This is a genomic window from Antarcticirhabdus aurantiaca (genome assembly GCF_009765365.1).
Taxonomy (GTDB): Bacteria; Pseudomonadota; Alphaproteobacteria; order Rhizobiales; family Rhizobiaceae; genus Antarcticirhabdus; species Antarcticirhabdus aurantiaca.
In genome coordinates this window covers 269,036-292,246 of record NZ_VTOM01000006.1, presented here as the reverse complement: position 1 = coordinate 292,246, position 23,211 = coordinate 269,036, and the positions used below count along the sequence as shown (strand labels likewise).

The 23,211-nt window shown below is 66.3% G+C and carries 17 protein-coding genes and 1 pseudogene; 14 read left to right on the top strand and 4 right to left on the bottom strand.

Features of this window, described 5'->3' with window-relative positions; all coding sequences use genetic code 11:
* The 11 genes and pseudogenes from FZN60_RS09780 to FZN60_RS09730 form a co-directional block, all read left to right on the top strand.
* Nucleotides 1–365, top strand: a pseudogene (locus tag FZN60_RS09780) (hypothetical protein); the annotation flags it as partial.
* Nucleotides 366–557: 192 nt separating this feature from the next.
* Nucleotides 558–1,964, top strand: coding sequence for a TadE/TadG family type IV pilus assembly protein (locus tag FZN60_RS09775; RefSeq protein WP_158873283.1), 1,407 nt, complete (start codon nt 558–560; stop codon nt 1,962–1,964).
* A gap of 3 nt (nt 1,965–1,967) precedes the next feature.
* Entirely contained in the window at nt 1,968–2,492 is a 525-nt protein-coding gene (locus FZN60_RS09770) for a TadE/TadG family type IV pilus assembly protein (RefSeq protein ID WP_158873282.1), read from the top strand.
* Entirely contained in the window at nt 2,489–3,034 is a 546-nt protein-coding gene (locus tag FZN60_RS09765) for a TadE/TadG family type IV pilus assembly protein (protein ID WP_158873281.1), read from the top strand. The genes FZN60_RS09770 and FZN60_RS09765 overlap by 4 nt, the downstream gene beginning before the upstream one ends.
* Before the next feature lie 168 nt (nt 3,035–3,202).
* The gene (locus FZN60_RS09760; protein WP_158873280.1) at nt 3,203–3,427 is read left to right on the top strand and encodes a hypothetical protein; all 225 of its coding nucleotides are present in this window, start codon (nt 3,203–3,205) and stop codon (nt 3,425–3,427) included.
* Nucleotides 3,427–3,786 (top strand): hypothetical protein, encoded by a 360-nt coding sequence (locus tag FZN60_RS09755; protein ID WP_158873279.1) that lies wholly within the window; start codon nt 3,427–3,429, stop codon nt 3,784–3,786. The genes FZN60_RS09760 and FZN60_RS09755 overlap by 1 nt, the downstream gene beginning before the upstream one ends.
* On the top strand, nt 3,773–6,652 hold the full coding sequence (locus tag FZN60_RS09750) for a cell wall hydrolase (protein ID WP_158873278.1): 2,880 nt from the start codon (nt 3,773–3,775) through the stop codon (nt 6,650–6,652). The genes FZN60_RS09755 and FZN60_RS09750 overlap by 14 nt, the downstream gene beginning before the upstream one ends.
* A 158-nt stretch (nt 6,653–6,810) precedes the next feature.
* Nucleotides 6,811–7,803 (top strand): hypothetical protein, encoded by a 993-nt coding sequence (locus FZN60_RS09745; protein WP_210253413.1) that lies wholly within the window; start codon nt 6,811–6,813, stop codon nt 7,801–7,803.
* Nucleotides 7,803–10,868, top strand: coding sequence for a hypothetical protein (locus tag FZN60_RS09740; protein ID WP_158873276.1), 3,066 nt, complete (start codon nt 7,803–7,805; stop codon nt 10,866–10,868). The genes FZN60_RS09745 and FZN60_RS09740 overlap by 1 nt, the downstream gene beginning before the upstream one ends.
* Nucleotides 10,858–11,196, top strand: a complete 339-nt coding sequence (locus FZN60_RS28630; RefSeq protein ID WP_199266527.1) for a DUF5681 domain-containing protein — start codon at nt 10,858–10,860, stop codon at nt 11,194–11,196. Before FZN60_RS09740 ends, FZN60_RS28630 begins: the two co-directional genes overlap by 11 nt.
* Nucleotides 11,193–11,828, top strand: a complete 636-nt coding sequence (locus FZN60_RS09730; protein ID WP_158873275.1) for a hypothetical protein — start codon at nt 11,193–11,195, stop codon at nt 11,826–11,828. Before FZN60_RS28630 ends, FZN60_RS09730 begins: the two co-directional genes overlap by 4 nt.
* 526 nt (nt 11,829–12,354) lie before the next feature.
* Here FZN60_RS09730 and FZN60_RS09725 read toward each other — a convergent pair.
* The gene (locus FZN60_RS09725; RefSeq protein ID WP_158873274.1) at nt 12,355–13,482 is read right to left on the bottom strand and encodes a DUF4214 domain-containing protein; all 1,128 of its coding nucleotides are present in this window, start codon (nt 13,480–13,482) and stop codon (nt 12,355–12,357) included.
* Nucleotides 13,483–14,184: 702 nt separating this feature from the next.
* On the opposite strand from FZN60_RS09725, the gene FZN60_RS09720 reads away from it, so the two are divergent.
* Nucleotides 14,185–15,300, top strand: a complete 1,116-nt coding sequence (locus FZN60_RS09720) for a helix-turn-helix transcriptional regulator (RefSeq protein WP_158873273.1) — start codon at nt 14,185–14,187, stop codon at nt 15,298–15,300.
* 45 nt (nt 15,301–15,345) lie between these two features.
* Nucleotides 15,346–15,759 (top strand): hypothetical protein, encoded by a 414-nt coding sequence (locus FZN60_RS09715; protein ID WP_158873272.1) that lies wholly within the window; start codon nt 15,346–15,348, stop codon nt 15,757–15,759.
* A gap of 381 nt (nt 15,760–16,140) precedes the next feature.
* On the opposite strand, the gene FZN60_RS09710 is transcribed toward FZN60_RS09715, so the two are convergent.
* From FZN60_RS09710 to FZN60_RS28875, 3 genes are all read right to left on the bottom strand, one after another.
* Nucleotides 16,141–17,013, bottom strand: a complete 873-nt coding sequence (locus FZN60_RS09710) for a glycosyltransferase (RefSeq protein ID WP_158873271.1) — start codon at nt 17,011–17,013, stop codon at nt 16,141–16,143.
* Between the two features lie 658 nt (nt 17,014–17,671).
* A complete protein-coding gene (locus FZN60_RS09705) occupies nt 17,672–18,991 on the bottom strand; it encodes a cation:proton antiporter (protein WP_158873270.1) in 1,320 nt (439 codons plus the stop codon).
* A 91-nt stretch (nt 18,992–19,082) separates the two neighbouring features.
* Entirely contained in the window at nt 19,083–22,091 is a 3,009-nt protein-coding gene (locus tag FZN60_RS28875; RefSeq protein WP_158873269.1) for a PAS domain-containing hybrid sensor histidine kinase/response regulator, read from the bottom strand.
* Nucleotides 22,092–22,318: 227 nt separating this feature from the next.
* Here FZN60_RS28875 and FZN60_RS09695 point away from each other — a divergent pair, with 227 nt between their 5' ends.
* A complete protein-coding gene (locus tag FZN60_RS09695; protein ID WP_158873268.1) occupies nt 22,319–23,182 on the top strand; it encodes a formate/nitrite transporter family protein in 864 nt (287 codons plus the stop codon).
* The last annotated feature ends 29 nt before the right edge of the window (nt 23,183–23,211 follow it).

The following is a 23,211-nucleotide window of genomic DNA, read 5'->3' as shown; positions in this document are numbered from 1 at the left end:
CCGGCAAGAAGCCCAAGGTCAAGCATGACAAGCATGGCAAGAAGCACAAGGACCTTACCGACCCGACGCCCGTGAACTGCCTGCCGCGCCCGGCCGACGTGCCCAAGCCCAAGGACGCGCCGAAAGCTGCTACCGTTGCCGCCGCCATGGACGGAATGACGCAGCGCGCCTGCGACGCGGCCAAGGAGAAGGGCGTCGAGCTCTTCACCATCCGCCTTGAGGTCGACACGGCCACCAGTTCGGCGCTGTTGAAGGGCTGCGCCAGCGACGCGTCCCACTACTACGACGTCTCCGACGCGGCCCAGCTCCAGGCGATCTTCGACGACATCGCCAATCGCATCAAGACACTTAGAATTTCGTCGTGACAGCTCTGTAATCGTACTTAGCAGAGCTGATCGTCCTCCCAGCCTTGAGTGATGCGACCATGCATTAACCTCGGCAGGGACGGAGGTTCACGAATGGCGGGGCGAAACCACAGGCGGATCAATCCGGGTGCGCAGTTTCACCTAGCGTACACTCTTGATGGCGCATGCTCATCCGCCTGAGGAGAGTTGCGTATGTGGAGCATGAGAACACGGCTGCGCGCGCTATGGCGCGAGAAAGGCGGCAACTTCGCTGTGATGTCCGCCTTCATGCTCGTGCCTATGACGCTGGCCGCGGGTGGAGCGTTGGACTTTGTCTCCCACGAGCGCACGAGACTGGCATTGCAGGATGCCCTTGATCGCGGAACGCTGGCGGCAGCATCCCTCACGCAGACACAAGAGGCCAAGGCACTCATCGAGAGCTACGTGAATGCGGTGCCAGAAATCCGTGGGGCGCAGATTGCGGTCACGGACGACCACAAGATCAACTCTCGCAAGGTGTCTGCCTCGGCCGAGATCCTGATTGATACGTCGTTCCTGAAGCTCGCCGGCATGAACTCACTGGCGGTTCATGCGTCCTCCACCGCCTTGGAGGAGCGCCCGAACATCGAGCTTTCCCTCGTGCTCGATATCTCAGGCTCCATGTATGACAACGGCGGCATGACGCAGCTCAGGCCGGCGGCGAAGTCCTTCCTCGACGTCGTTCTGAAGGACGAGGTGAAAGACGTCACATCAGTCAGCATCGTGCCATTCGCGGGAACTGTGAACCTTGGCTTCGATGCCTACAATCTCTTGTCGGGTTATGTTCCCTCGGACAAGGAGAAGAAAAACGGGCCGAGCCCAAGTGGCAAGTGCGAGCCTGACGCGTCATCGAAGTACACCCGCCTCCACTGCTATTCGTCGTGTTTCGAACTCGTAGATGCCGACTTCAACGCAGGCGTTCCTGAATTTCCGAAGCGCGCGCAGGTGGCGCATTTCTCGGTCAACAACATCAGCACCAAGGGTAAGAAGCCGTGGTGGTGCCCGGTCGACGTGGCGGCTGTCACCTACATGACGAACGACCTGACCTATCTCAAGCAGCGCATAGACGCCCTCGACCCTTATGACGGGACCGGAACGGCCTATGGCATGAAATGGGCCGAACTCCTGCTGAACCCGGCCATGCAGCCGACGATCAAGACGATGGGCGACAGCGGCATCGCTGCTATTCCAGCAGGCTTCCGGAGCCGACCCTCCGCATTCAAATCAGACGACACTCGCAAGTTTATCGTTCTGATGACTGATGGACAGATCGGCTCGCAGACACGCCCGAAGTTGACAACCACGGATGCGGTCACGGACAAGAACGTGAAGAGCGGCGACGCGCGCACGCTTTATACCGAGAGCCAAGCGGCAGCGCTCTACAAAAAGGTTTGCACTTACTCGAAGGCTCAAGGCATCACCATCTTCACGATCGCCTTCAAAGTCAGCGACTCGGTTGCCAAAACAATCGCCGAGTGTGCGAGCGACAAGTCTTACGCCTACAAAGTGGATGGGCTTGATATGTCCTCGGCCTTTCAGTCGATCGCGACATCGATGCAGAAGCTCCGGCTGGTGGACTGAACCGTGCGGAACGGCCTGCAAGGCATTTGGGCGGACCGATCGGGCGCGAGCGCATTGGAGTTTGCGCTTCTTGCGCCGCTTTTTTTCAGCGTCGCTTTCTCGACGTTCGAAGCGGGCTGGCTCATGACCAGATCCACGCTTCTTGACCGAGCGGTTTCTCAGGTGGTGCGCCTCGTGCGCGTCGCCGATCCACAAGCCCCGAAGACGCAGACCGAGTTCAAGCAGGCGATCTGCGATGAGGCAATGATCATTCCAGACTGCATCAACGCCGTCACTGTTGAGATGACGGAGGTGACCTCCGCTGCTGATTTCCCGACGTCGAGCGTCAGCTGCGTTGATCGAGGCGCACAGGTACAGCCCGTGGTGGCCTACAAAGAGGGCGGCCGCGCTAGCATCATGTATGTGCGCGTCTGCACCGTCGCAGATCCTTTGACACCGGGCATCGGCTTTGCTCTTTCGTTACCTAAGGACTCGAAGGGCGGCTACAGCCTTGTGTCGACTGCCGCCTTCATGAACGAGCCCGTATGACCCCCATGCAGCCCGTCTACGCCCTCGTCCGACGGTTCTGCCAGTCCAAGCAGGGCGTCGCTGCCATCGAGTTCGCGCTGATCGTTCCCGTTCTTGCGGCGATCTTGTTCGGATCGCTCATGCTGTTCCTCCTCCACCAGGAGTCTAACCGAGCTGAGGCGGCGACCTTTACGGTGGCCGACATCGTTTCGCGCAGAAGCACGGTCAACAAGGCGTTCCTCGACACCAACTACGCCATGTTCCTAAAGATGCTGCCGGCACGAGCTTCTGACGTGACCTTTCGCGTCAGCAGCCTGAAGATGAAAGCTGGGAAGACGGAGGTGGCATGGTCGTATCCGATCAGCCCCTTGGGTCCTTTGACGGACGTGAACGCGCTAAGCGGGCGGCTACCGAGCATAGCGGAGGGTGACTCGCTGGTGATTGTGGAAACGACCACCGCGTACACACCCGTCGTCGGGTTCTTTGGCCTCACAGCGGGACAGTTCGCCAACGTGGCCGCTAATCGCCCGCGGTTTACAGCGGCGATCGCTTACTCGAACTGATGACTTGAGCACGCATGCAAGCACGTTTGCTTTGGAGCGTCGCTGCCTAGCCATTGATGCTTTGGGCTGTTAGCTCGCAAGACATGCACCTGCGCAAACATGCCCAACCGTGCCTAATCCCCATCCTCTCGCGCGCGTGCTCCAGTGCCTCCATCAACGGAGGCATCCATGGCTTCAACTCAGCTCTTCCTGAACGGCGCCCGCGTCACGCGTGAGTTCCGCGACGCGCTCTTCGACCAGGCCAACCGCGCCGGCATCACCCCCAACGAGTTCGTCATCACCGCTGCCGCCGAGAAGCTGAAGCGCTCGGGCGCCGAGTTCCCCGGCATCTTCCACCGCGGCGACCTCGACATGGTCGGCATTGGCTCGGCCGGCGGTGCGAGGGCTGCCTGATGCCGGTCCTCGACGAGGCGAACGAGGGCTTCGGCGCCCCGGCGAAGAACGAGCGGCTGGAGGCCGCCACTGAAGCCCTTCTGAGCAGCGGCCGGGCCTTCGCGCACGAGGTCGCCTTGCCGCTCTGCTACAAGGACGCGGAGAGGGTCGGCCACGAGAGCTACACCGCAGCTTTGCAGGCTGCGTTGGACGTGGCGAGCGCCCGCTCGACCTCCGATCCTGACGCCTTCCCCACGGCCATCCGCGCCCTGTTCCATGCGGGTGCCCGCTTCGGCGAAGCCCGGATGTTGACGCATCTGGCCGAGCGCGTCGCCGACAACGTCCTCGAACACATGGGGATCCCTGATGGCGACGGCTGACGACGTTTTCGACCTCGCCGCTGCCGTCTACGGCGAGGCACGAGGAGAAGCCCGGAAGGGACGGGTGGCCGTAGCTCATACGGTCGTCAACCGCGCCCGCGCGGCAGGCTTGGATGTCGGGAGCGTCGTCTACGGCTCGGACCAGTACACCGCCCTTAGCCCTCGCGACCCGAACCGCGCGAAGATCGAGAAGGCGGCCAAGCGGAACGACAAGGATTGGCAGGAGGCGGTTCGCGTCGCCTCCGACGTTCTCTCCGGAAGGGTGCCCGACCCGACGCAGGGCGCGACCCACTACCACACGAAGTCGGTAAGCCCGTCGTGGGGGAAGAAGCTCGCCGCAGACGGGAAGAAGGTCGCGTCGATCGGCGTGCATACCTTCTACAGCGACCCCGTGGATGCCCGGCGTACCGTCCAGGCTGCCGCCCGCAACCCCGTCGCGCCGATTGCCCGCACCCCCGCCATGCTCGCCTCAGTGCCCGTAGTCGGCGCGCCCGCAGTTCGCGCTGATCGCCGTCTCGCAGATGGTTTCGGCTATCAGGATCCGAACACCTTCGCGGGCATGTCGACGCCGGCCGGCGTGCCGGTCCCGACCCCTGCGCCGCGCGGTCCTGCCCTGAACGGCAACCTCGTCGCCGGCCGAGCTGGTGCCGCCGCCTATGAGCGTGCCCGCCTCGATGGCCAGGCCACCAGCGCGATCCCGACACCGACGCCGCGGAGCACCGTCGCGGGCCGCTCCGGTCTCCCCGCGCCCACCCTCGCCAGCCTGCCCAGCACCGTCGCGGATCGGATGAACGCCGGGACTGTGCCTGCGCCTGCCACTACGCCAGCCGGCGCGCTCGCTTATGGCCGTGCCGAAGGTCGCACCCGCATGGGGTCGGTCAACGCGGTGAACGCCGTACCGGCTGGCGAGCGATTGCCGGGCCTTGCCGGTGTCCCCGCGCCGCGTGGGGCAACAGTATCGAGCTATGACCGAAGCAGGCTCACTGGCGGCATTGGCGGCGTCATGGATGCGCTCTCGGCCGCCGGCTTCGGCGATGCGGTCGTAAACTCGGGCCACCGGACCAAGGCCCAGAACCGGGCGGCCGGCGGCGCCAGGCAGAGCCAGCACCTTCACGGCAACGCGCTCGACATCGACGTGCGCGGCTGGTCGGACGATCAGAAGGCCGCGATGCTGGAAGCCGCAGTCGGTGCTGGCGCTCGCGGTGTCGGTCTCTACAGCGGCGGCAACTCCATCCACCTCGACAGCCGCAAGAGCCCCGCTGTCTGGGGCGCTGGTGGTAGCTACACGGGGATGTCAGTCGATCGAGCACCGGCATGGGCTCGGCCGACCCTGAACGCCATGTTCTCCGGCAGTCCCATCGCGCCCCGCCAAGGCCCGATGCCGAAGGCCGCCAGCCTTCCCGCAGATGTGCAGGCTCGCCTTGAGGCGCCTGCCATGCCCGCCCTGACGCGAACCGCTGCCGCTTCTCCACCGGCTGCGGCCCCGCGTCAGGGCGGCCTTCTGTCCAGCTTCGCCAACAACGCCGTCAACGCGGCCGGCGGCCTCCTCAGCGCCGTTACCGGCCTCGGTCCCGCCGCCGCCGCAACACTTCCCGCCAATGGCCAGGTACGTGCCGCGGCTCGGCCTGCGGCGGTGCCCGCGCCTGCGGCCAGAGGCGCCCCGCAGCTCGCCGCCGCCCCGGTGCCGGATCTCACCTCGCGCACTCTGCCGGGCGCCGCCCCGGCGCTGCCGACGCGGAACCTGCCGGGCTTCCCGACACCCTCAAGCCCGGCGCCGAAGCCACAGCCTCAAGCTCCTGTCGGGCTGGCCGGCGAGCAGCAGATGCGGGGAATACCGCCGTCCGAGCGCACGGCCCGTTTCGGCCTCGCCAGTGGCGCTCCGCGGGTCTACGGCCCGAACCTTCCGGCACCTACGCCGGCCGCCTCGCTCCCGTCCCTGCCTGCGCCTCGCACGGTGGGTCCCGCACCCGGCATGGCCCCGACGCCTCGCTCGATGCCGACACCGACCGCTCGGCCGGCGGTCTCGACAGGTGTAGGCGTGGCTCCGATCGGCGCCCCTGTCGGTGCCCGCACGGGTCTCGGCGCTCCTGCCGTTCCTGCGGCACCTCGCCAGCCCGGCATGATGGAGCGAGCCGCGTCGAGGATCGGCAACGCCCTTCCGTCCGGCGAGCAGGTGGTGGGCGGCCTTCTCGGGGGCGTGACGCTCGGCCCGGCCGGCGCCGTCCTCGGCGGTGTAATGGGCCGCGAGGTCGACCGCCGCAGCACAATGGCAGCGCAGGGCTATGATCCGACCGCTCGCATGTCGCGCACTGCCGCGCTTGCGCAGGACACGGGGTGGAGCGGCTTCGGCCCCGTCACCAGCGGCCCCGTCGTTGCCGATCCCTACGGCCAGTCGACCGTGCCCGGCCTGCCCGCCGACGCTCGCCTCGTTGGCCGGGTCGACGCAGCGCCCCGGGAACGTCGCCAGCGCAATCCGGTGGTCGGCAACGTTGCCCGCGGCGCGCTGATCGGCGGCCTCGTCGGTGGCCCTGTTGGTCTGGTCGGCGGCGGGCTTCTCGGCGGCATGTTCGGCCCGAGCCTTCAGCAACAGGGTTTGTTCGGCGCTCCTACCATGGGCAACGGCGTGACGACCGGTCTCCTCACCGGACGAGCGATCCCGCAATCCGTCCTCAACGACCCGGCGCGCTACGGACAGGGCGGCTTCACCGGCCTTGGTCTTCCGAGCACCCCGCGCGCGCCCTCACAGGCGCAGCACCTCAAGGATCGTGATCGTCGTGGTGGGCGCGGCGACAGCGGCCCGGCGATGTCGAAGTCAGCATCCGACAGCATCGGCAAAGCCGGCGCTGGTCGTGGTGGCCTCTGGTAGGAAAGGAAATCACGATGGGTCTTCTCGACAGCCTGTTCGGCGCACCCCAGCCGCCCGCCGTCAGCAGCATGGGGAACGGCGCGCCGTCGCCCGCTCCGCGGCCTTCGTTCGACGATCAGATGAGCGACTGGCTGACGAACCCCATGACGCAGATGGGCTTGGCGCTCCTGTCGAACCACGGCACGCCCAGCGCTCAGCGGGGCATGTTCGACGGAGTGGCCCAGGCGGGTCTCACGGCGGCGACGTATCGCAAGAAGGAGAAGCAGGCGGAGCGGGAGCGCAACGCCACTGTCGACTGGCTGCGGGCTCGCCATCCGGATCTCGCGGAGGCTGTCACCGCCGGCCTGCCCATGTCGCAGGCCTTCACGGAAGGGTTTCAGCGAGACGAGGAGGCTCGCAAGGCCAAGCTTGGCTATGGCGGCGATCCGACCTCCAGCATGCGGGAATACAACCTCGCAAAGTCCCAGGGCTACAACGGCACCTTCATGGACTTCCTCGGCTCCTCCAGCGGCAGCGGTGGGCTCGGGAGGCGCGCTCCGAACCTCGAAACCTTCTACGACGAGGAGACCGGCCGCGAGTTCAAGGGATATCTCGACCCGCAGACGATGCAGCCCGTCCGCGTCGGCGGCATCAAGGCGGCCGGTGGCAGCGGCGGCGCAGGCGGTGAACAGCTTCCCGCGGAGATGGGCGCCCGCATCGGCATGGGCGACGCCTACCTCGACGACTACCGCCGGCAGGACCCGAACAACCCCGGCATCCGCGAGCGGGTCGAAGGCGGCATCTTCGACGGCGACACCGCGGGCGGCTTGGGCAACCGGGCGGGCTTGGCCTTGGGCGTTGGTCCCGGGGCCGAGATCTGGCGAGCGGTCGAGACGGGGCGCGACGCGCTCGTTCGCAACCTGACGGGCGCGGGCATGTCGGTGTCGGAGGCGCAGAACCAAGCGGCCCGCTACCAGATCCAACCGAACGACAGCCGCGAAACGATCCTCGACAAGCTGGACCGCCTGGAACGCGACCTTGAGGCGACCCGAGAAGGTGCCATCAGTGCCCGCCGGGGCACTCTCGGAAGCCGCGCCTCCGGCGGTGGCAGCTCCACCTCGGGCGGCTCCACCGGCCGCACATCCTCGGGCCTCTCCTGGAGTGTGAACTGATGCCGACCCTGACCATCGAAGGCCGCAGCGTCACTGTCGGCGATGAGTTCCTGTCGATGTCGCCGGAGCAGCAGAACGCCGCTGTGGAGGAGATCGGGCGCTCGCTCGGCCTCGCGCCGGCCGGAGGTGAGGAAAGCCCCGCCATGAAGGACGCTCTGGCTTCGGCTTCTCGCCGGAGCCGGCAGTTCTTCGGCGAGAATAGCGGCCCGCCTCCGGGTGAGTACGGCGGCACCGCCATGAACAGCACGGCCGGCGTCAACGAAGGCATGTATGGCCTGGCTGGGCTGCCGGTGGATGTAATGGCCGGCGCCATGAACGCCGGCATCCGCGGGGTAAACTACGTTACGGGCGCCGAGCTGCCGACGATCGACAACCCGGTAGGCGGATCGCGCTCTATCGCGGCGGCGGCAGGCAGCCTGCACCCTGCGCTAGATCCAGCCAACACCAGGGCTCGCACCGCCGAGGAGCGCTATGCTCGTGCCGCTGGTGTGGGCGTGGGCGGCTCGGTAGCTGGCGCGGGCGTAGTTGGTGCCCTGTCTCGCGCTGGCGCCCTGTCCGCTCCTATGGCGCAAACTGGCGCAGCCCTCCTCGGGCGTTCTTCTTCGGCCGGCGTCGTTGCTGGCGAAGCTGCTGTAAGCGGTGCTGCGAGTGCAGGGGCGAGCGCTGCGGCGGATGCCGCTCCGGATCAGCTCAAGCCGGTGGCGGCTCTTGCTGGCGGCCTTCTGGCGGGCGGCACCGCTGCGACGGCGGCAGGCGTGCCGGGGGCTATTCGTGGAAGCGCGCAGGCAGGCGGCAGGGCGCTAGCACCTCTCACACAAGCCGGTCGCGAACGTCTCGCCGCCGATCGGCTTCGAGCTGGCGCCACCGATCCCGCGGCCCTCCGCGCGGCTCTCGACGAGGGTTCGGCCGAACTCGTGCCGGGCTCAATGCCGACGACGGGACAGGCGACGGGAGACATGGGCATCCTCGCCGCCGAGCGTGGTGCTGCAACTCGGCGACCCGAGCTATTTCAGCAGCGTGCCGCCGACCAGAACGCCGCCCGCCTCGACGCTCTCCAGGGTGTTCAGCCCGGCGGTGCTCCGGAAGCGGTGACGGCCGCCATCCGCCAGCGTCTCGACCTGATCGACCGAACGACCCAATCCGGCCTCGACGCGGCGCAGGGAAGCGCCAGGGCGAGCGTCGAAGCCCTCGGCCCCGGCATGGTGCCCGAAGCGACCGGCGACGCTGTGCGGGGCTCCTACGAAGCGGCACGGGCGGCGGCGAAGGCCGAGGAGAACCGCTTGTGGGAAGCCGTCGACCCGGATGGCTTCCTCGTCGCTCCGGTCGTGAACGTGCGCCAAGCGGCCGCCGACATCATCGCCAACGCCTCGCGGTTCGTGGACCTCTCCGAGCGAGAAGCCGGCATCTACCGGGCCGTTGCCGACCTCGACGACACCATGCCCTTCTCGGAGGTGACGGACCTGCGCTCGATGCTGGGCGATGCACTGCGCGAGGAGCGTCGCACCAAAGGCGAGACGCAGACCTATGGTCGCTTGTCCAAGGTGCGGGGTGCCTTGGAGCGCGACCTGGATGAGGCTATCTCTTCCAAGGTAGCGCAAGAGGCCGAGGCGGTTGCCGTAGGGCGTATGTCCTTTGAGGACACGATCGCCGCGAAGCTCCAGAGCAGGCAGGAGAGCTATGTCGGCGGACGACAGGCGGTTGCAAGGAGTGCGGGGAGTGCAGCGGGTCCTGGCAACTATGCATCCGGACGAATGGCTACCGTTCCTGGCATACGCGGAGCAGGAGGCGAAACGCGAAGGGGATCTGGATCAAGTTCGGGCAATCCGGGACTGGCGAGCGGCCAACCCGCTTCCCCCAACTTCGACGAAGCCGCCCGAGAGCGCCTGAGCGCCGCGACGACTGCGACCCGGAACCGGGCACAGACCTTCGACAACCGGACCCTCGCGCCCATGCGGCGCCGGCCGTCGACCACCGCCTCCTACGACATGCCGTCAGCGGCGGTGATCGGCCGCTTGTTCTTCCCCGGTCCCAAAAGCCCGGAAGCCCTCGCCACCTTCCGTCAGGCGGTCCAGACTCCGGAAGCCATGCAGGCCGTGGAGGCGTATGCCGTTGATCGTCTGCGGAAGGCGGCATTGCGCGAGGACGGCACCCTCGACCCCGCTAAGGTCGCCACTTGGCGCCGGTCCCATGCCGATGCCCTGCGCACCCTGCCCGAACTCGACGCTCGCTTCGCAGACGCCGCCCGCACCTCCGAGATGATGGCGAACGTCGCTCGCGGTCGGAAGCGCGCCCTCGACGAAGCGCAGGCCGGCGCGCTCGGCCGCCTCCTCGGCGCCGAGGATCCCGGCACCGTCTCCAACATGATCGGCGGGATCCTCTCGCGTCAGGACGGTGTGGAGCAGATCCGCGGCATCCGGGCGGCGATCGGCGACGACAAGGAAGCCCGGCAAGGGCTCCGCAAGGCCGTGGCGGATCACATCACGTCCCGCCTCGTCGGCAATACGGAAGCGGCCACGAGCGGGCGCCAGACGATCCGTAGCGACCAGTTCCAAACATTCGTCCGCAGGAACGTGGAAGCCCTGCGAGCGGCCGGCTTCTCGGATGACGAGGTGAAGCTGATGCAGGACATCGCGGCCGACCTCCAGCGCTCCAACCGCTCGGCCGCGGCGGTGCGCATCCCCGGTCAGTCGAACACTGCTCAGGACATGCTCGCGGCAGGGCGCGATGCCGGGATGTCAGTCCTTCAGCGTATTGTCCTCGGCGGCTCCACGGCAGCCGGCGGCGTGCTCTACAGCGGATCGATTACCGGCGCCGCCCTCGGCCTCGTGCCCGAGCTGATGGCGAAGGCACGGCAGGCGGGCCTCGCCAAGGTCGACGACATCGTGACGGATGCGCTCCTGAACCCAGGACGTGCTCGGCTCCTCCTGTCCCGGCCCTCCAGCCGCAAGGTGGAGGGGCAGACGATGAGGCTCCTTGGCCAGCTTTACAGCCGCGCTGGGACCGCATCGTCAGGCGAGGCCGTCGAAGAGCGCCGTGAGCGGCAGGGAGGGGTTCATGCCCGCTGATAATACAGGGCAGAAACAGGCTGGCAGGCCCTTCGAGGCTGGGCGGAGCGGTAACCCAGCAGGACGACCGAAGGGCTCGCGCAACAAGCTCGGCGAGGCGTTCATCGAGGCGCTGCATGCCGACTTCGACGAGCACGGCGCCGAGGTCATCGCCCGTGTGCGGCAGGAGAAGCCGGACGCCTACCTGAAGGTCATGGCCTCCATCCTGCCGAAGGACCTCAACGTGAAGGTCGATCCGTTCGAGCACATGACGGATGAGGACCTGGAAGCCGCAATCGAGGCGCTGAACGGCATCATCGTCGCCGAGCGGAAGGAGACGCTCCAATGACCGGGAGCCAATCGCCAAGGCGTCAACCCACGTCAACAGATGGCGCGTCCGATCGGACGCTGAAGCTCTACGAGCGGGAGGATGCGACACATCGTGAATTTGCCGGCACCAAGAGCGAGGTGTTCAACACGCGCACGCTGCATCAGGCATGCGAAAGCGTCTGGTATGGAGGCACGGCCCCGAATACCGAAGCCTATGACCTTCGGGCGCTTCATGCGGCCGGCGCCATGGCGAACATCGCGCCGACAGATGCCTTAGAGGGCATGCTCGCCGCCCAGATGGTCGCCACCCACAACGCCGCCATGGAGTGCTTCCGGCGGGCTATGATTGAGGGGCAGACCTTCCAAGGACGCGAGCAGAACCTTGCCCATGCGAGCAAGCTAACGCGCTCCTATGCCACGCTGGTGCAGGCGCTCGACAAGCACCGCGGCAAAGGCCAGCAGACCGTCCGGGTCGAGCATGTCCATGTTCACGCGGGCGGGCAGGCCATCGTCGGGCCTGTGACGCATGGATCTTCCATGGAGGTCGCGCCTGCCGCTATCGGCAAATCCGAAGAGGTACCGGTGGTGGTCGAAGGGGCAGAAGAGATCGACGCCGCCCTCCTCGCGACCGGGGGGAGCTACGGAAGGTGACGGACAACCCCATGCACAGGGCTATGCTGGCGCCCCGCTGCTGCGCCCATGCTCGAACGACGGGGCGGCCGTGCTGCTCGCCCGCTATGGCGAACGGCCGGTGCCGGATGCACGGTGGGCGCTCAGCGGGAGCCCCGAGAGGAAATCAGAACGCTTGGAAGCACGGCGCCCGCTCGGCAGGGGCAGTCGAGTGGCGGAAGCGTATGAACGAGATCCTACAAGAGAGCCGCAACCTCATCTGCCAGGTGGCGGAATAGTTACTCCGGGCTCGGCCCGGCTGGGACGATCGGGATGGTGAAGGGCGAGGGCGAGGCGACCTTCCGCGACTATGGCGAGCAGCGGTTGCCTAAGCGCATCCTCCACCACATCACGCAGACGACCAAGGGGACGTTTAGCTGACCTAAAGCCAGATCCGAACTCACGGGGTAAAAGCCGAGCGTGCTGAGGTCCCGTTGGCGGGAATGCCAGCAAACCACCGTCGCGCAGAGAGCGCGACGGGGAATGCTCAGCAAGACTACACTTACGATCAGCCGTAGGCGAAACCTTCGCTGATGGCGGGAGCCACCAGCGCCACGTTCTCCGGGCTTTCCGCAAAGCCGGCCAAAACGTCGGCTCGGCTGGCTTTGCCGGACGTCAGCACGTCCATGTAGAAGGCAACGCCGCCTGCCTCGCCGGCCCGACCGAGAACGTTCTGGTAGAGCCTGCCGATGAACTCCTCGTTGGTAGCGTTCGCGCCGTAGACGGAGGCGAACTCCGGCGAGTTGACGAAGTTCTGCGCGATGCTGGAGAATGATCGTCCGCCATCGATGAGGTCGATGTAGAAGCTCAGGCCGCCCGCATCCGGCGCCCTGTCGAAGGCCGCCTGGTAGATGCGGTAGGCAAAGCCGGCGGTCTGGCCCGCCCCGGTGTCGATGGCGAAATTCTGATCGTTGAAGATGAGGCGCTCGATATTGAGGAGCGTGTCCGTGCCGTCGGAAGACGTGATCGTGAAGTTCGACGATCCATTGCGCGTGACTGTGGAAGCCGCGCGGGCGGCATCAATATAAGCGAAGTCGGTTCCCTCTCCGCCATCGATCCGATCGTTGCCGAGGTTGCCGCCGAGTTCGTCGTTGCCGCCGAGCCCGCGAATGTCGTCGTTTCCGTCGAGACCCCGAACGGCGTTGGCACCGTCGCTGCCAACGATCGTGTCAGCGAACAATGAAGCGCGAACTTCGTCGATGAGGGTAAGCGCCTCGCGATTGCCGTAGCCGTCGACCGCGAAGCCTTCACCCAGATTGACGATGACGCCTGCCGCGTCCTGCCTGAAATCGACTTGTTCTACTCCGGCCGCAGAGCCGATGTAGGTGTCCGTGCCTTCTTGGCCGCGGAAGCGGACGAATGACGTACCCTGATTGATGAAGGTGTCGTTGTTGCCACCGCCGACGATCTGCTCGATCCCGAAGAACGTGTCTCGTTTTCCGTTGTCAGCCTCTACTGTTCCCGATCCTTCTCCGGTGAAGGTCGCTCGTATCGTCAAGCCGAGCCGGCTGTAGACGATCGTGTCAAACTGGTTGCCGCCGATGATGGTGTCGTTGCCGAGCCCCGGCAGGAAATCATTCTCCTCGTTCGGACCCTCCAATCGGTTGCTGCCGTCATCGCCCCGGATCGTTGCCATCATTTCCTCCGATCAGCTTAGCTGCTGATGAAGAAACGCACGACGAGGCCCTTGCGGCAAGTACCTGCAGCGGCCAGTTGGATTTTAATATTCTCATGTATAGGCCATGAAAATCGGCGCTTATCACCCGAATGGGGGTTGCCGAGCTATTCGTTATCGAAAGTTCGCCGCGTAGCGTGCTGGCTAGCGCATGGTGCGCGCTTGTGGGCCGCGCGTCAGAATTGGCTCCAAGCCGGCGGCGGGACGAGATTGGGTCGATCGCCCCGCCGCTGGCCGGAAAGCTCAGGGCTGGCGTCAGCGAACAACCGCCCGAGGTGAGAGGATGATCGGCTGAGTCGGTAAAGGCGAAGTTAGCGCCCGCAGTCAGTGCACCAGCCCCCGGCTCCGCGCCTCGGCCATCTGCGCCACGGCCTTATCGAGCTCATCGATCGCCGTCAGCACCTCTCGCCCGGCAGCTGTCAGCCGCGATCGCTTTGGCCAGTCCTCCTTGCCGTGCCACTCAGCTCAGCCGCGCAGCAACATGCGCCAGACGACGTCGATTACAGGCCCGGGCAGCTCGTCGAAGGTGCGGTCGTCGCCGTTGGCCTGGTTCAGGAAGCGCAAGGCTGCAATCTGCTATGACGTTGGATAGACGTCAGACACTCCGCAACGTAAGTTTTGTTGAGTCGGCTTGCAGAGCCGGTGGAGTCGCTCGAGGGTCGCATGGAAGAGGCTGCATTTCTGGCCCTTGTCGAGCGTTGCTACGATACCGCCTTCGATGCCGCTGGTTGGGCAGACTTGCTCCAGGATATGGCGATCGCCTTCGACTGCGTAGGGGGCAACATCGTTCAGTTGGGCGCAGGTGAGCCACTCGTCGCCTACTCGCCCAGCATCGCCCATGCCGCGTCAGCCTATGCAACGGAGTGGGTCGGCCGCGATCCCTGGTTCGCCTACATGCAGCGACATCGACTCGGCGCCGGCTTCTATGTCGATACCGACTACATCGCCCCGGAAGTGCGGGCTCGCGATCCCTTCTACCAGGACTTTCGGCGCTCCCTTGGTATGTCGAGCACGTTGTCTCTGATCTTGCACCCTTACGAAGGGATGCAACTCGGGCTGGGGGCTTCGCGGCTCAGGCACTCTGAGTTCGTGTCGCAGCAAGAGCGAGAGCGCTTCGCCGCGCTCGGGCGACACCTGGGACGTGCTGCTACCCTAAGCTTCCGTCTCAATGCCGCCGAGACCCTCAATCAGAGCCTTCTCGACCAGCTGGGACGCTTTGACTGCGCAGTGGCGATCGTGAGCAAGGGCGGAAAGCTTCTGCGCAGCAACAGCTTGCTGCACAGCCTCGAAGCCGATGGGCTCGCGATCCGCCGCGGCCGCCTTGCGTTGGGGCAGCCTGCTCTCCAAGCCCGCCTCGAGCGCTACATCTCTCAGGCGCTGTTGAGCCCGACGCAAGCGCCACCCGTTGAGGTGCTCGCTCTTCCGAGGCCCGGAAGCGCTCTGCCGCTGCTGTTAAGGGCAGTCTTCCTCGGTGCCCAGGTTGCTGATCGGCGCCTCGGCGCATCTGAACCAGCTGTGGTCCTCCTAGTCCTTAGGCCCGACATGCCAGGATATCCACCGCTCGACCAGGTGCTCGTCGCTCTTGGCCTCACGCGCGGGCAGGCGCGCTTCGCCCTTGCGGTCGGTGCTGGGCACTCGCTGAAGGAGGCAGCGGAGCTGTTCAAGGTCAGTGACGAGACAGCGCGTAGCATGCTCAAGCAGGTTTACGCGCGCCTCGGCATCAACCGCCAGAGCCAGCTCGCGCGCCTGATAGCCAGGGTTGCACCTTTCGAGGCGTGAAGATCATCGCTGATACTGCGCGCGGCAGCTTCAGAAGGGTTGGCCATGATTGCGTTTAGCGTCATCCTCTACCTACTCCTGTCCGCTGCACTGCTGGCAACGGCGGCCAAGTACGCCTTCGGCCCGGTGCCAGCACCACACCATCGGCAAGCCTTGGAGAATGACGGCGTACCTTTGGCGCCGAACCTCCTGGTTCTCTTGAAGGCCCTCTATGTGCCAATGGCAGCTGCTTTTGCAGCTGTGGCCATCCTCATCGCGGCCTTAGCGTTGGGGCCAATTGCGCGAGGTGAGATCTGGGCCAGCATGGCCGCCACCGGAGCCGCATTGGTGCTCGGGCTGCCGACGACCTACGGCACCTGGCATTTCGAGCGGGCAACCGGCGTGCGAGGGCCGGCCAAGTTGGCGGCAGTGCTCACGCTGTTGGCTGTGACCGCCGCCCTGGTGGCATTTACGGCTTAGCGCATGGAACTTGGCGATGCCGGTTCGTGCCATGGGGTATGTCCTGATCGCCGCGAGATATGAGGGCTAGCATCAGCCTGACCTCTCCACACAAAGCCGACGAGACAATTTCCGGCTATTTGCTTCCAGGCGAGCAGCGAGCTGAGCCCTGGCTACTGATGCGGCTGACCAATCACGAGCGCTGTATCCTTGCAGTTTAGCTACCTGTGAACAGCCAATAGCCGACGGCGAAGGCGACGCCAGCGGCAACCAGCCCTCCCAGAACAAGCATGGTCAAGCGGTTGTCGCTCATGGCGTATTTTGCCCCCGCGCGGTCAATCCATGCAGCTTTGGTCTTCGACGCCATCACCCGCGCGCATGCAGGTGGCACGAACAAACTGCTTAAAGCATGATTGCCAGCAGCAGGACCACGAAGGAGGGTGTCTCCATGAGCGAGGAGCGAACGGACGGCGGCACTCGTCGCTGCCCAATGCGCGCATCGTCCTTGCCTGACCAATACGCCTGAACCCAGGCAATCGGGCCAAAACCAAACCGGCGCGATGTGCCCCAGCGCTCCGTGCCGCTTCTTGCCACCTCGTGCGGGCGCGGCGCTCCATGGAAGACGACGAGGCTGGCCGAGGCTGGCGGGAGCCGATTGGGCAGAACGAGGTTGAAGGGATAAAGCCAGACGCAGCTCTTCTTGAAGCTCACGGCCCATTTGTGTGGCCAGTAACGAAGCCCGCGGGCCATGCGGCGGATGAACTGCTGGTCGTTCTTGAAGGCAGCAAAGGAAGCCTCAGGATCAGCGCGGAGCGCTTCGTAGATGTGCTGCTGTTCAGTCGGGCTCCAGGCGAAGACGGAGGATTGGGCGCCGCGATCAGGCCGCAACGCCAACGGCAGGAGGTTCCAAAGACCCGAGTTCCATTCGCGTAGGATGTAAAGGCCACCCTCGGCATGCTGCTGATCGACAAAGCCGTCGAGCGAGCCCGTGACGATGACGTCGAGGTCTAGGAAGAGAGCGCGGTCCTCCTCGATCAGCTTAGGCTGGAACAGGCCGATTTTGGGCCAGCAGCCCATGCGGAAGCGCTTAGGCGGCAGAAAGCTGAGTTCGGGCAATGGGCGCGCAACAATGCCATCGGCAAGGCCAGCCGGATTGTCGGTGAAGCAGTAGAAGCTGAAGGGCTCGGACAGGTTCTGTTTGACACCGCGAAACAGGACGTTGACATATTCAGGGCCGAACGCCGTGCCCCACTTCATACAGACAACGGCGATCAAGCGAGGTACACCTTCAACGGCAATTTAGCCGCGCAGCTAGGTGATGCGCTCAAGGAAGGCAAGGGGAAGCGAGATAGGCTACGTCGGCTCCCGCGCCTAGTCGCTGCCAAAGGGGTGGCGCTTGATCGTCTCGGCGACGTTCCGGTGGATCTCGTCGAGGAAGGCCAAGCTCTTCTGGGGCTCGTCCGCGCCCTGCAAAACCAACAGCTCAGGCTGACGAACGGCAATGCCGTTCTCATGGTTCCTCTACGCTTAGTAGGCGAATATCTGCCGTTAACGTCAATTCTTGTGAGCCCGCGTCGGTTTGTCCAAAGATCGGCTCGCGGTTGTCCTCAGGCTCGCGCTTGTCGCCGGCATCGTCCTCGCGATCGTCGGTCAGTCCTCGTCACCCAACTGGAGGCGTGTGTCAGATCGTTGCGAACTTCGAACTGACGAAGGGCTAACCGCTGCACCTGTTGCAGATCGCGGACGCCGGCGAACAAGGACGCACAGCGCAGAAGCGGAGTGGGGACAAAAGTGGGGACGTACCCATCCACTTCAGAATAAAATCAATTGGATCAATGGTATAAAGACTAAGTGAGGCGTCCTCCATAGACACCATCTTCCCGCGCGCCGGCCGGATCGCGGCGCTGGCGCCATGCACCCCCGTCTGCCGTTCTCAGTCGGCCTTGGCCGCGGCCGGTCCTTGCAGTCCCGGCGGCGGGACCGCCGCTTCGGCGTCGGGGTCGCGCCCCTGGCTCCGGTCGAGCCACCGCATGACGGGCGTCACCGTCAGCCCGTGCAGCAGCACCGAGAAGACGACGACGAGGCCGATGATCGCCCAGAGGTGCTCGCCGCCCTCCACCTCCATGTGGTTCAATCCGTAGGCGACGTAGTAGATCGAGCCGACGCCGCGGATGCCGAAGAAGGCGAGCGTCAGCTTCTCGCCGAGCGACGCCTTGAACCCGGCCAGGCCGATGAGGCCGGCCAGCGGGCGCACCAGAACCAGGATCGCCACCGCGACGACGACGTCCATGGCGCGCAAGGGGGCGAGAAGACCGCTGACGAGCGCGCCGCCGAACAGGATCAAGAGCACCATCATCGCCAGGCGCTCGATCTGCTCGGTGACGTCGTGCAGCTCCTCGTGGAACGCGTGGTTCCGGTGGGCGCCGCGCAGCGTCAGCGCCGTCACGAAGACGGCGAGGAAGCCGTAGCAGTGGATGATCTCGGTGAGGCCGTAGGACACGAAGGTCGCAGCCAGCGCGATCAGCCCGTCGCCGGTCTGGGCGAGCTTGGTTTCCGCCGGGATGTGGAAGGTCAGCCAGCCGAAGGCGTAGCCGACCAGCCAGCCCCCGGCGATGCCCGCGCCGATCTCCCACAGGACGTTGTAGGTGAACCACTCGACGACCCAGGGCTGGCCGGCGATCCCCGCCGTGCCGAGCGCGATGGCGAGGTGCACGAAGGGAAAGGCGGCGCCGTCGTTGAGGCCGGCCTCCGAGGTCAGCCCGAAGCGCACCTCGTCCTCCTCGCCCGTGCGGGGCGGCCCGACCTGGACGTCGGCCGCGAGCACCGGATCGGTCGGCGCCAGGCTCGCGGCCATCAGGAGGGCGGCGAACCAGGGAAGGCCGAGCAGCCAGACGCCGAGAAGCGTGATCGCCGCGATGCTGAGCGGCATGGTGATGCCGAGCAGACGCCAGGTGACGTTCCACCGGCGAAGGCTGAAGACGCGGTCGAGCTTCAGCCCGGCGCCCATGAGCGCGATGATCACGACGAACTCGGTGAAGCGCTCGGTGAAGTCCGGGTAGCGCATCGGCAGCGGCCGGTCGGAGATGACGGGCAGCGAGAACAGCCCCATGCCGATGGCGATGCAGACGATCGGCAGCGACAGCGGCAGCTTCTTCAGCGCGAGCGGCAGCCACGCCACGAGCGCGATCAGGAAGCCGAAGCCCGTCAGAACGAGGATGTAGGGCTCGGGCGCCCATTCGCCGGCAAAGGACATGAGCGTTCAACTGCCGGAGCGCGCCGTCCGATCCTCGGCAAGAGCGTGCCCGAACAACGATCGGAGCGACCTGGGCGGGCCGCGCCTCTCGCTACGACGTGATCAGCTCGCGGATGCGCGCGGCCAGGGTGTCGACGGCGAAGGGCTTGGTCAGCACCGCCATGCCGGCCTCGAGCTGGCCGTTGCTGATCAGCGCGTTCTCGGCGAAGCCCGTGATGAACAGGACCTTCAGGTCCGGGCGGTTCACGCGCGCCGCATCGGCCATCTGGCGGCCGTTCAGGCCGCCGGGCAGCCCGACGTCGGTGATCAGGAGATCGATGCGCGCGTTGGATTGCAGCACCTGGAGGCCGCCGGCGCCGTCGGCCGCTTCGATGGCGGCGTAGCCGAGATCCTCCAGGACGTCCGTCACCAGCATGCGCACGGTCGGCTCGTCGTCGACCACCAGAACCGTTTCGCCGGCCTGGGCGAGCGGCCGAAGGTCCCCTTGCGGCGCGGCCTCGTCCTCTTCCGCATCGCCGCGATGGCGCGGAAGGTAGATGCTGACGGTGGTGCCTTCGCCTTGCGTGGAATGGATGCGCACCTGTCCGCCGGACTGCTTGGCGAAGCCGTAGATCATCGACAGGCCGAGGCCCGTGCCCTGGCCGATCGGCTTGGTCGTGAAGAAGGGGTCGAAGGCCTTGGCGATGACCTCCGGCGCCATGCCGGTGCCGGTGTCCGACACCGAGAGCGACAGGTATTGTCCTTCGGGCATGTCCTGCCGGCGCGCCGCGCCCTGGTCGATCCAGCGATTGGCGGTCTCGATAATGATCCGGCCGCCGTTGGGCATCGCGTCGCGCGCGTTGATGCAAAGGTTCAGGAGGGCGTTCTCGAGCTGGGACGGGTCCACCAGGGCGGGCCACAGGTCGTCCTTGCCGACCGTCTCGATCCGCACGCCGGGTCCGACGGTGCGCTGGATCAGGTCGAGCATGCCGGTGACCAGCGCGTTGACGTCGGTCGCCTTGGGATCGAGCGTTTGCCGGCGCGAGAAGGCCAGAAGCCGGTGGGTGAGCGCGGCGGCGCGCTTGGTCGCGCCTTGCGCCGCGACCATGTACTTCTCGATCTCCTTGATCCGACCCTGGTTGATGCGGTTGTTCATCAATTCCAGGCTGCCGGAGATGCCGGCCAAGAGGTTGTTGAAGTCGTGCGCCAGGCCGCCGGTCAGCTGGCCCACGGCTTCCATCTTCTGGCTCTGGCGCAGCTGCTCCTCGGCGTTCATCAGCTCGGCGGTCCGCGCCGAGATGCGCTGCTCCAGCGTTTCGGTGAGGCCGCGCAGCTGCGCGATGGCGCGGTCGCGTTCCTGCTCGACGGCCCGGCGCTCTTCGACGTCGAGAAGGACGCCGGGAAAGCTCTGCGGCGTGCCGTCGGGGGCGTGGTCGACGCGCCCGTTGGCCTCGATCCAGTAATAGCGTCCGTCATGGCGGCGCACCCGGTACTGGTGCGCGTAAGGTCCGCCGCGCGCGATCACCTCGTTGATCGCCGCGGCCAGGCCCGCCTGGTCGTCCGGATGCACGGTCTCGACGATCTGGGCGAGCGGAATGCCCTCGCGGCCGAGCGCCGGGTCGAGCCCGAAGGCGCGGGCGAAGCCTTCGTCGACGGTGAACCGGTCGGTGGGCAGATCCCAGTGCCAGGTGCCGATGATCGCGCCGGCGGCCAGCGCCAGCTGCACGCGCTCGACGTTCTCGCGCGCCAGGGCCTCGCTGACGAGCAGGCGGTCCTGCGCGTTGCGCCGCTCGGTCACGTCGTTGAAGATGATCGCGATCTGCCGGTCCTCCGGCGGGCCGACCGGCACCGCCCGGACGTCGAACCAGCGCTTGAACGCCTCGGCGTAGCTTTCGAAGTTCGCCGGCTCGCGGGTCCTGGCCACGCGCCCGTAGGTCTCGAACCAGAACGCCTCGAGGTCGGGCGCGAACTCGGTGACCCACTTGCCGCGCAGGTCGACGCCGGCCTCGCGCGCGAACGCGGGGTTGGCCTCGATGAAGCGGTAGTCCACCGGACGGTTCTCGGCGTCGAACTTGACCTCGACGATGGCGAAGGCCGCCTCAATCGTCTCCAGGATCGTCTTGAAGCGCTCCTCGCTGAGGCGCAGGGCGTTTTCCGCGCTGCGCATGCCCGTCAGGTCGAGCATGGCGCCGATCATGCGCACGGCGCGCCCGTCGTCGTCGCGGATGACGTGGCCGCGGTCGAGCACGTCGGCATAGGAGCCGTCCGCCCGCTGGAAGCGGTACTCGTCGGACCAGGCCGTGCCCGTCCCGTCGATGACGGCGTGGATCGAGGCCTCGATGCGGGCGCGGTCGTCGGGGTGGATGCGGCCGATCCACCAGTCGCCCGTCGGCTCGATGGTGTCCCGGGGATGGCCGTAGGCCTGCGTCAGCGCCTCGTTCCACAGCACGTGGTTGCTGGAGAACTCCCAGTCCCAGATCGCGTCGTTGGTCGCCTTCACCGCCAGGCGGTAGCGTTCCTTGGTTTCCTTGAGGGCGAGGCCGGCCAGGTGCTCGCTGGTTCGGTCCCGCAGGATCTTCACGAAGCCGACATGCGTCCCCGCTTCGTCGCGCAGCGGCATCATCTCGCCGGACGCCCAGAACCGCTCGCCGTCCTTGCGCAGGTGCCAGCGCTCGTCCGCGGTGCGTCCGTCCCGCAGCGCCTCCTCCATCTCTTCTTGAACGCGGCCGCTCGCCCGATCGTCGGGCGTGTAGAAGCGGTCGGCGCCGTGGCCGCGCATCTCCGCGGCCGTCCAACCGATGGTGCGCTCCGCGCCCCGGTTCCAGTCGGTGATGAGGCCGGCCGGGTCGGTGACGACGATGGCGAAATCGATGGCGCTCTCGAAGATGGCGCGCTGGCGCGACTCGCTGTGCGACAGCGCGGCCCGACCGACCTCGAGGACGGCGACGGAATCCCGGGATGCGACGAGGTCCGCATGATGGAGCGCATCGCGTTCGGCTTGTGCCGCGCCCGCGCCCGCGCGCGCCGCGTCGATGCCGGCCGCTTCCAGAGCGGCGCGCAGACGCGCGTTTTCAGCCTCGAGCTCGTCGCGCGTCAGAGGAGTCTGCACAGTCTCAGCCATCGATCGTTCTTGCTGGCGCCGCTTCTATCGGCAAGCCATGTCGCGCACAACGCGATCGCCGGACGGCGATTCGAACATCGCGAGGTCGCCTCGAGCGCGGTCGCGCGCTCGCCCTCCATTGCATAGGAGGCGCCGGAATTCGCCGCCTCGCTACCGGACCGAAGCCGCGGGGCCGAAGTTGATCGTCACGGCCATCGAGGCCGCTCTTTCCAGAACGAGGCGACGAGATGGACGACCACACCGCGAACCGTCTCACCCCCGCCTCCTCGGCCGACGACCTGACGCGGGGCGAGCGCAAGGCGGTGGATCATCAGAGCCGGCCGAGCGCCGCGCTGATCCACGAGACCATCCGCGCCGAGGGCGAGCGCGAGCTGGAGCGCAGCGCCGTCGCGCTGATGATGTCGGGGCTGGCGGCCGGCCTGTCGATCGGCTTCTCCGTGGTGGTGCCCGCGATCCTGATGGTGGCGCTGCCGGACACGAGCTGGGAGCACCTCCTCACCTCGCTCGGCTACACCGTCGGCTTCCTGATCGTGGTGCTCGGCCGCCAGCAGCTCTTCACCGAAAACACCCTAACGCCCGTCCTGCCGCTCCTGCGCGGGCCGAGCTGGCGGCGCCTCGGGCTCGTCCTGCGGCTCTGGGCGATCGTTCTCGCCTCCAACATCGTCGCCACCTGGATCTTTTCGGCCGTTCTCGCCTACACGCCCGTCTTCGATCCGGAGACGAAGGAGGCTCTGGCCGAGTTCTCGCGCACGACGATGGCCTCGCCCTTCTGGACGACCTTCCTGAAGGCCGTCTTCGCCGGCTGGCTGATCGCGCTGATGGTCTGGCTGATGCCGGCCTCGGGCGACTCCAAGCCCTTCGTGATCGTCATCGTCACCTATGTCGTGGCGATGGGCCAGTTCGCCCACATCATCGCGGGTTCGGTGGAGGCCTCCTTTCTCGTCCACATCGGCGCGGCGACGCTGCGCGACTATGCCGGAATGTTCTTCCTGCCGACGCTTCTCGGCAACATGCTGGGCGGCGTCGCGCTCGTCGCCTGCTTCAACTTCGGCCAGGTCGCGCCCGAACTTCAGGACACCGACCGCTCCTGATCTCGGGCATGGCGAACCCGTCTCTGGAC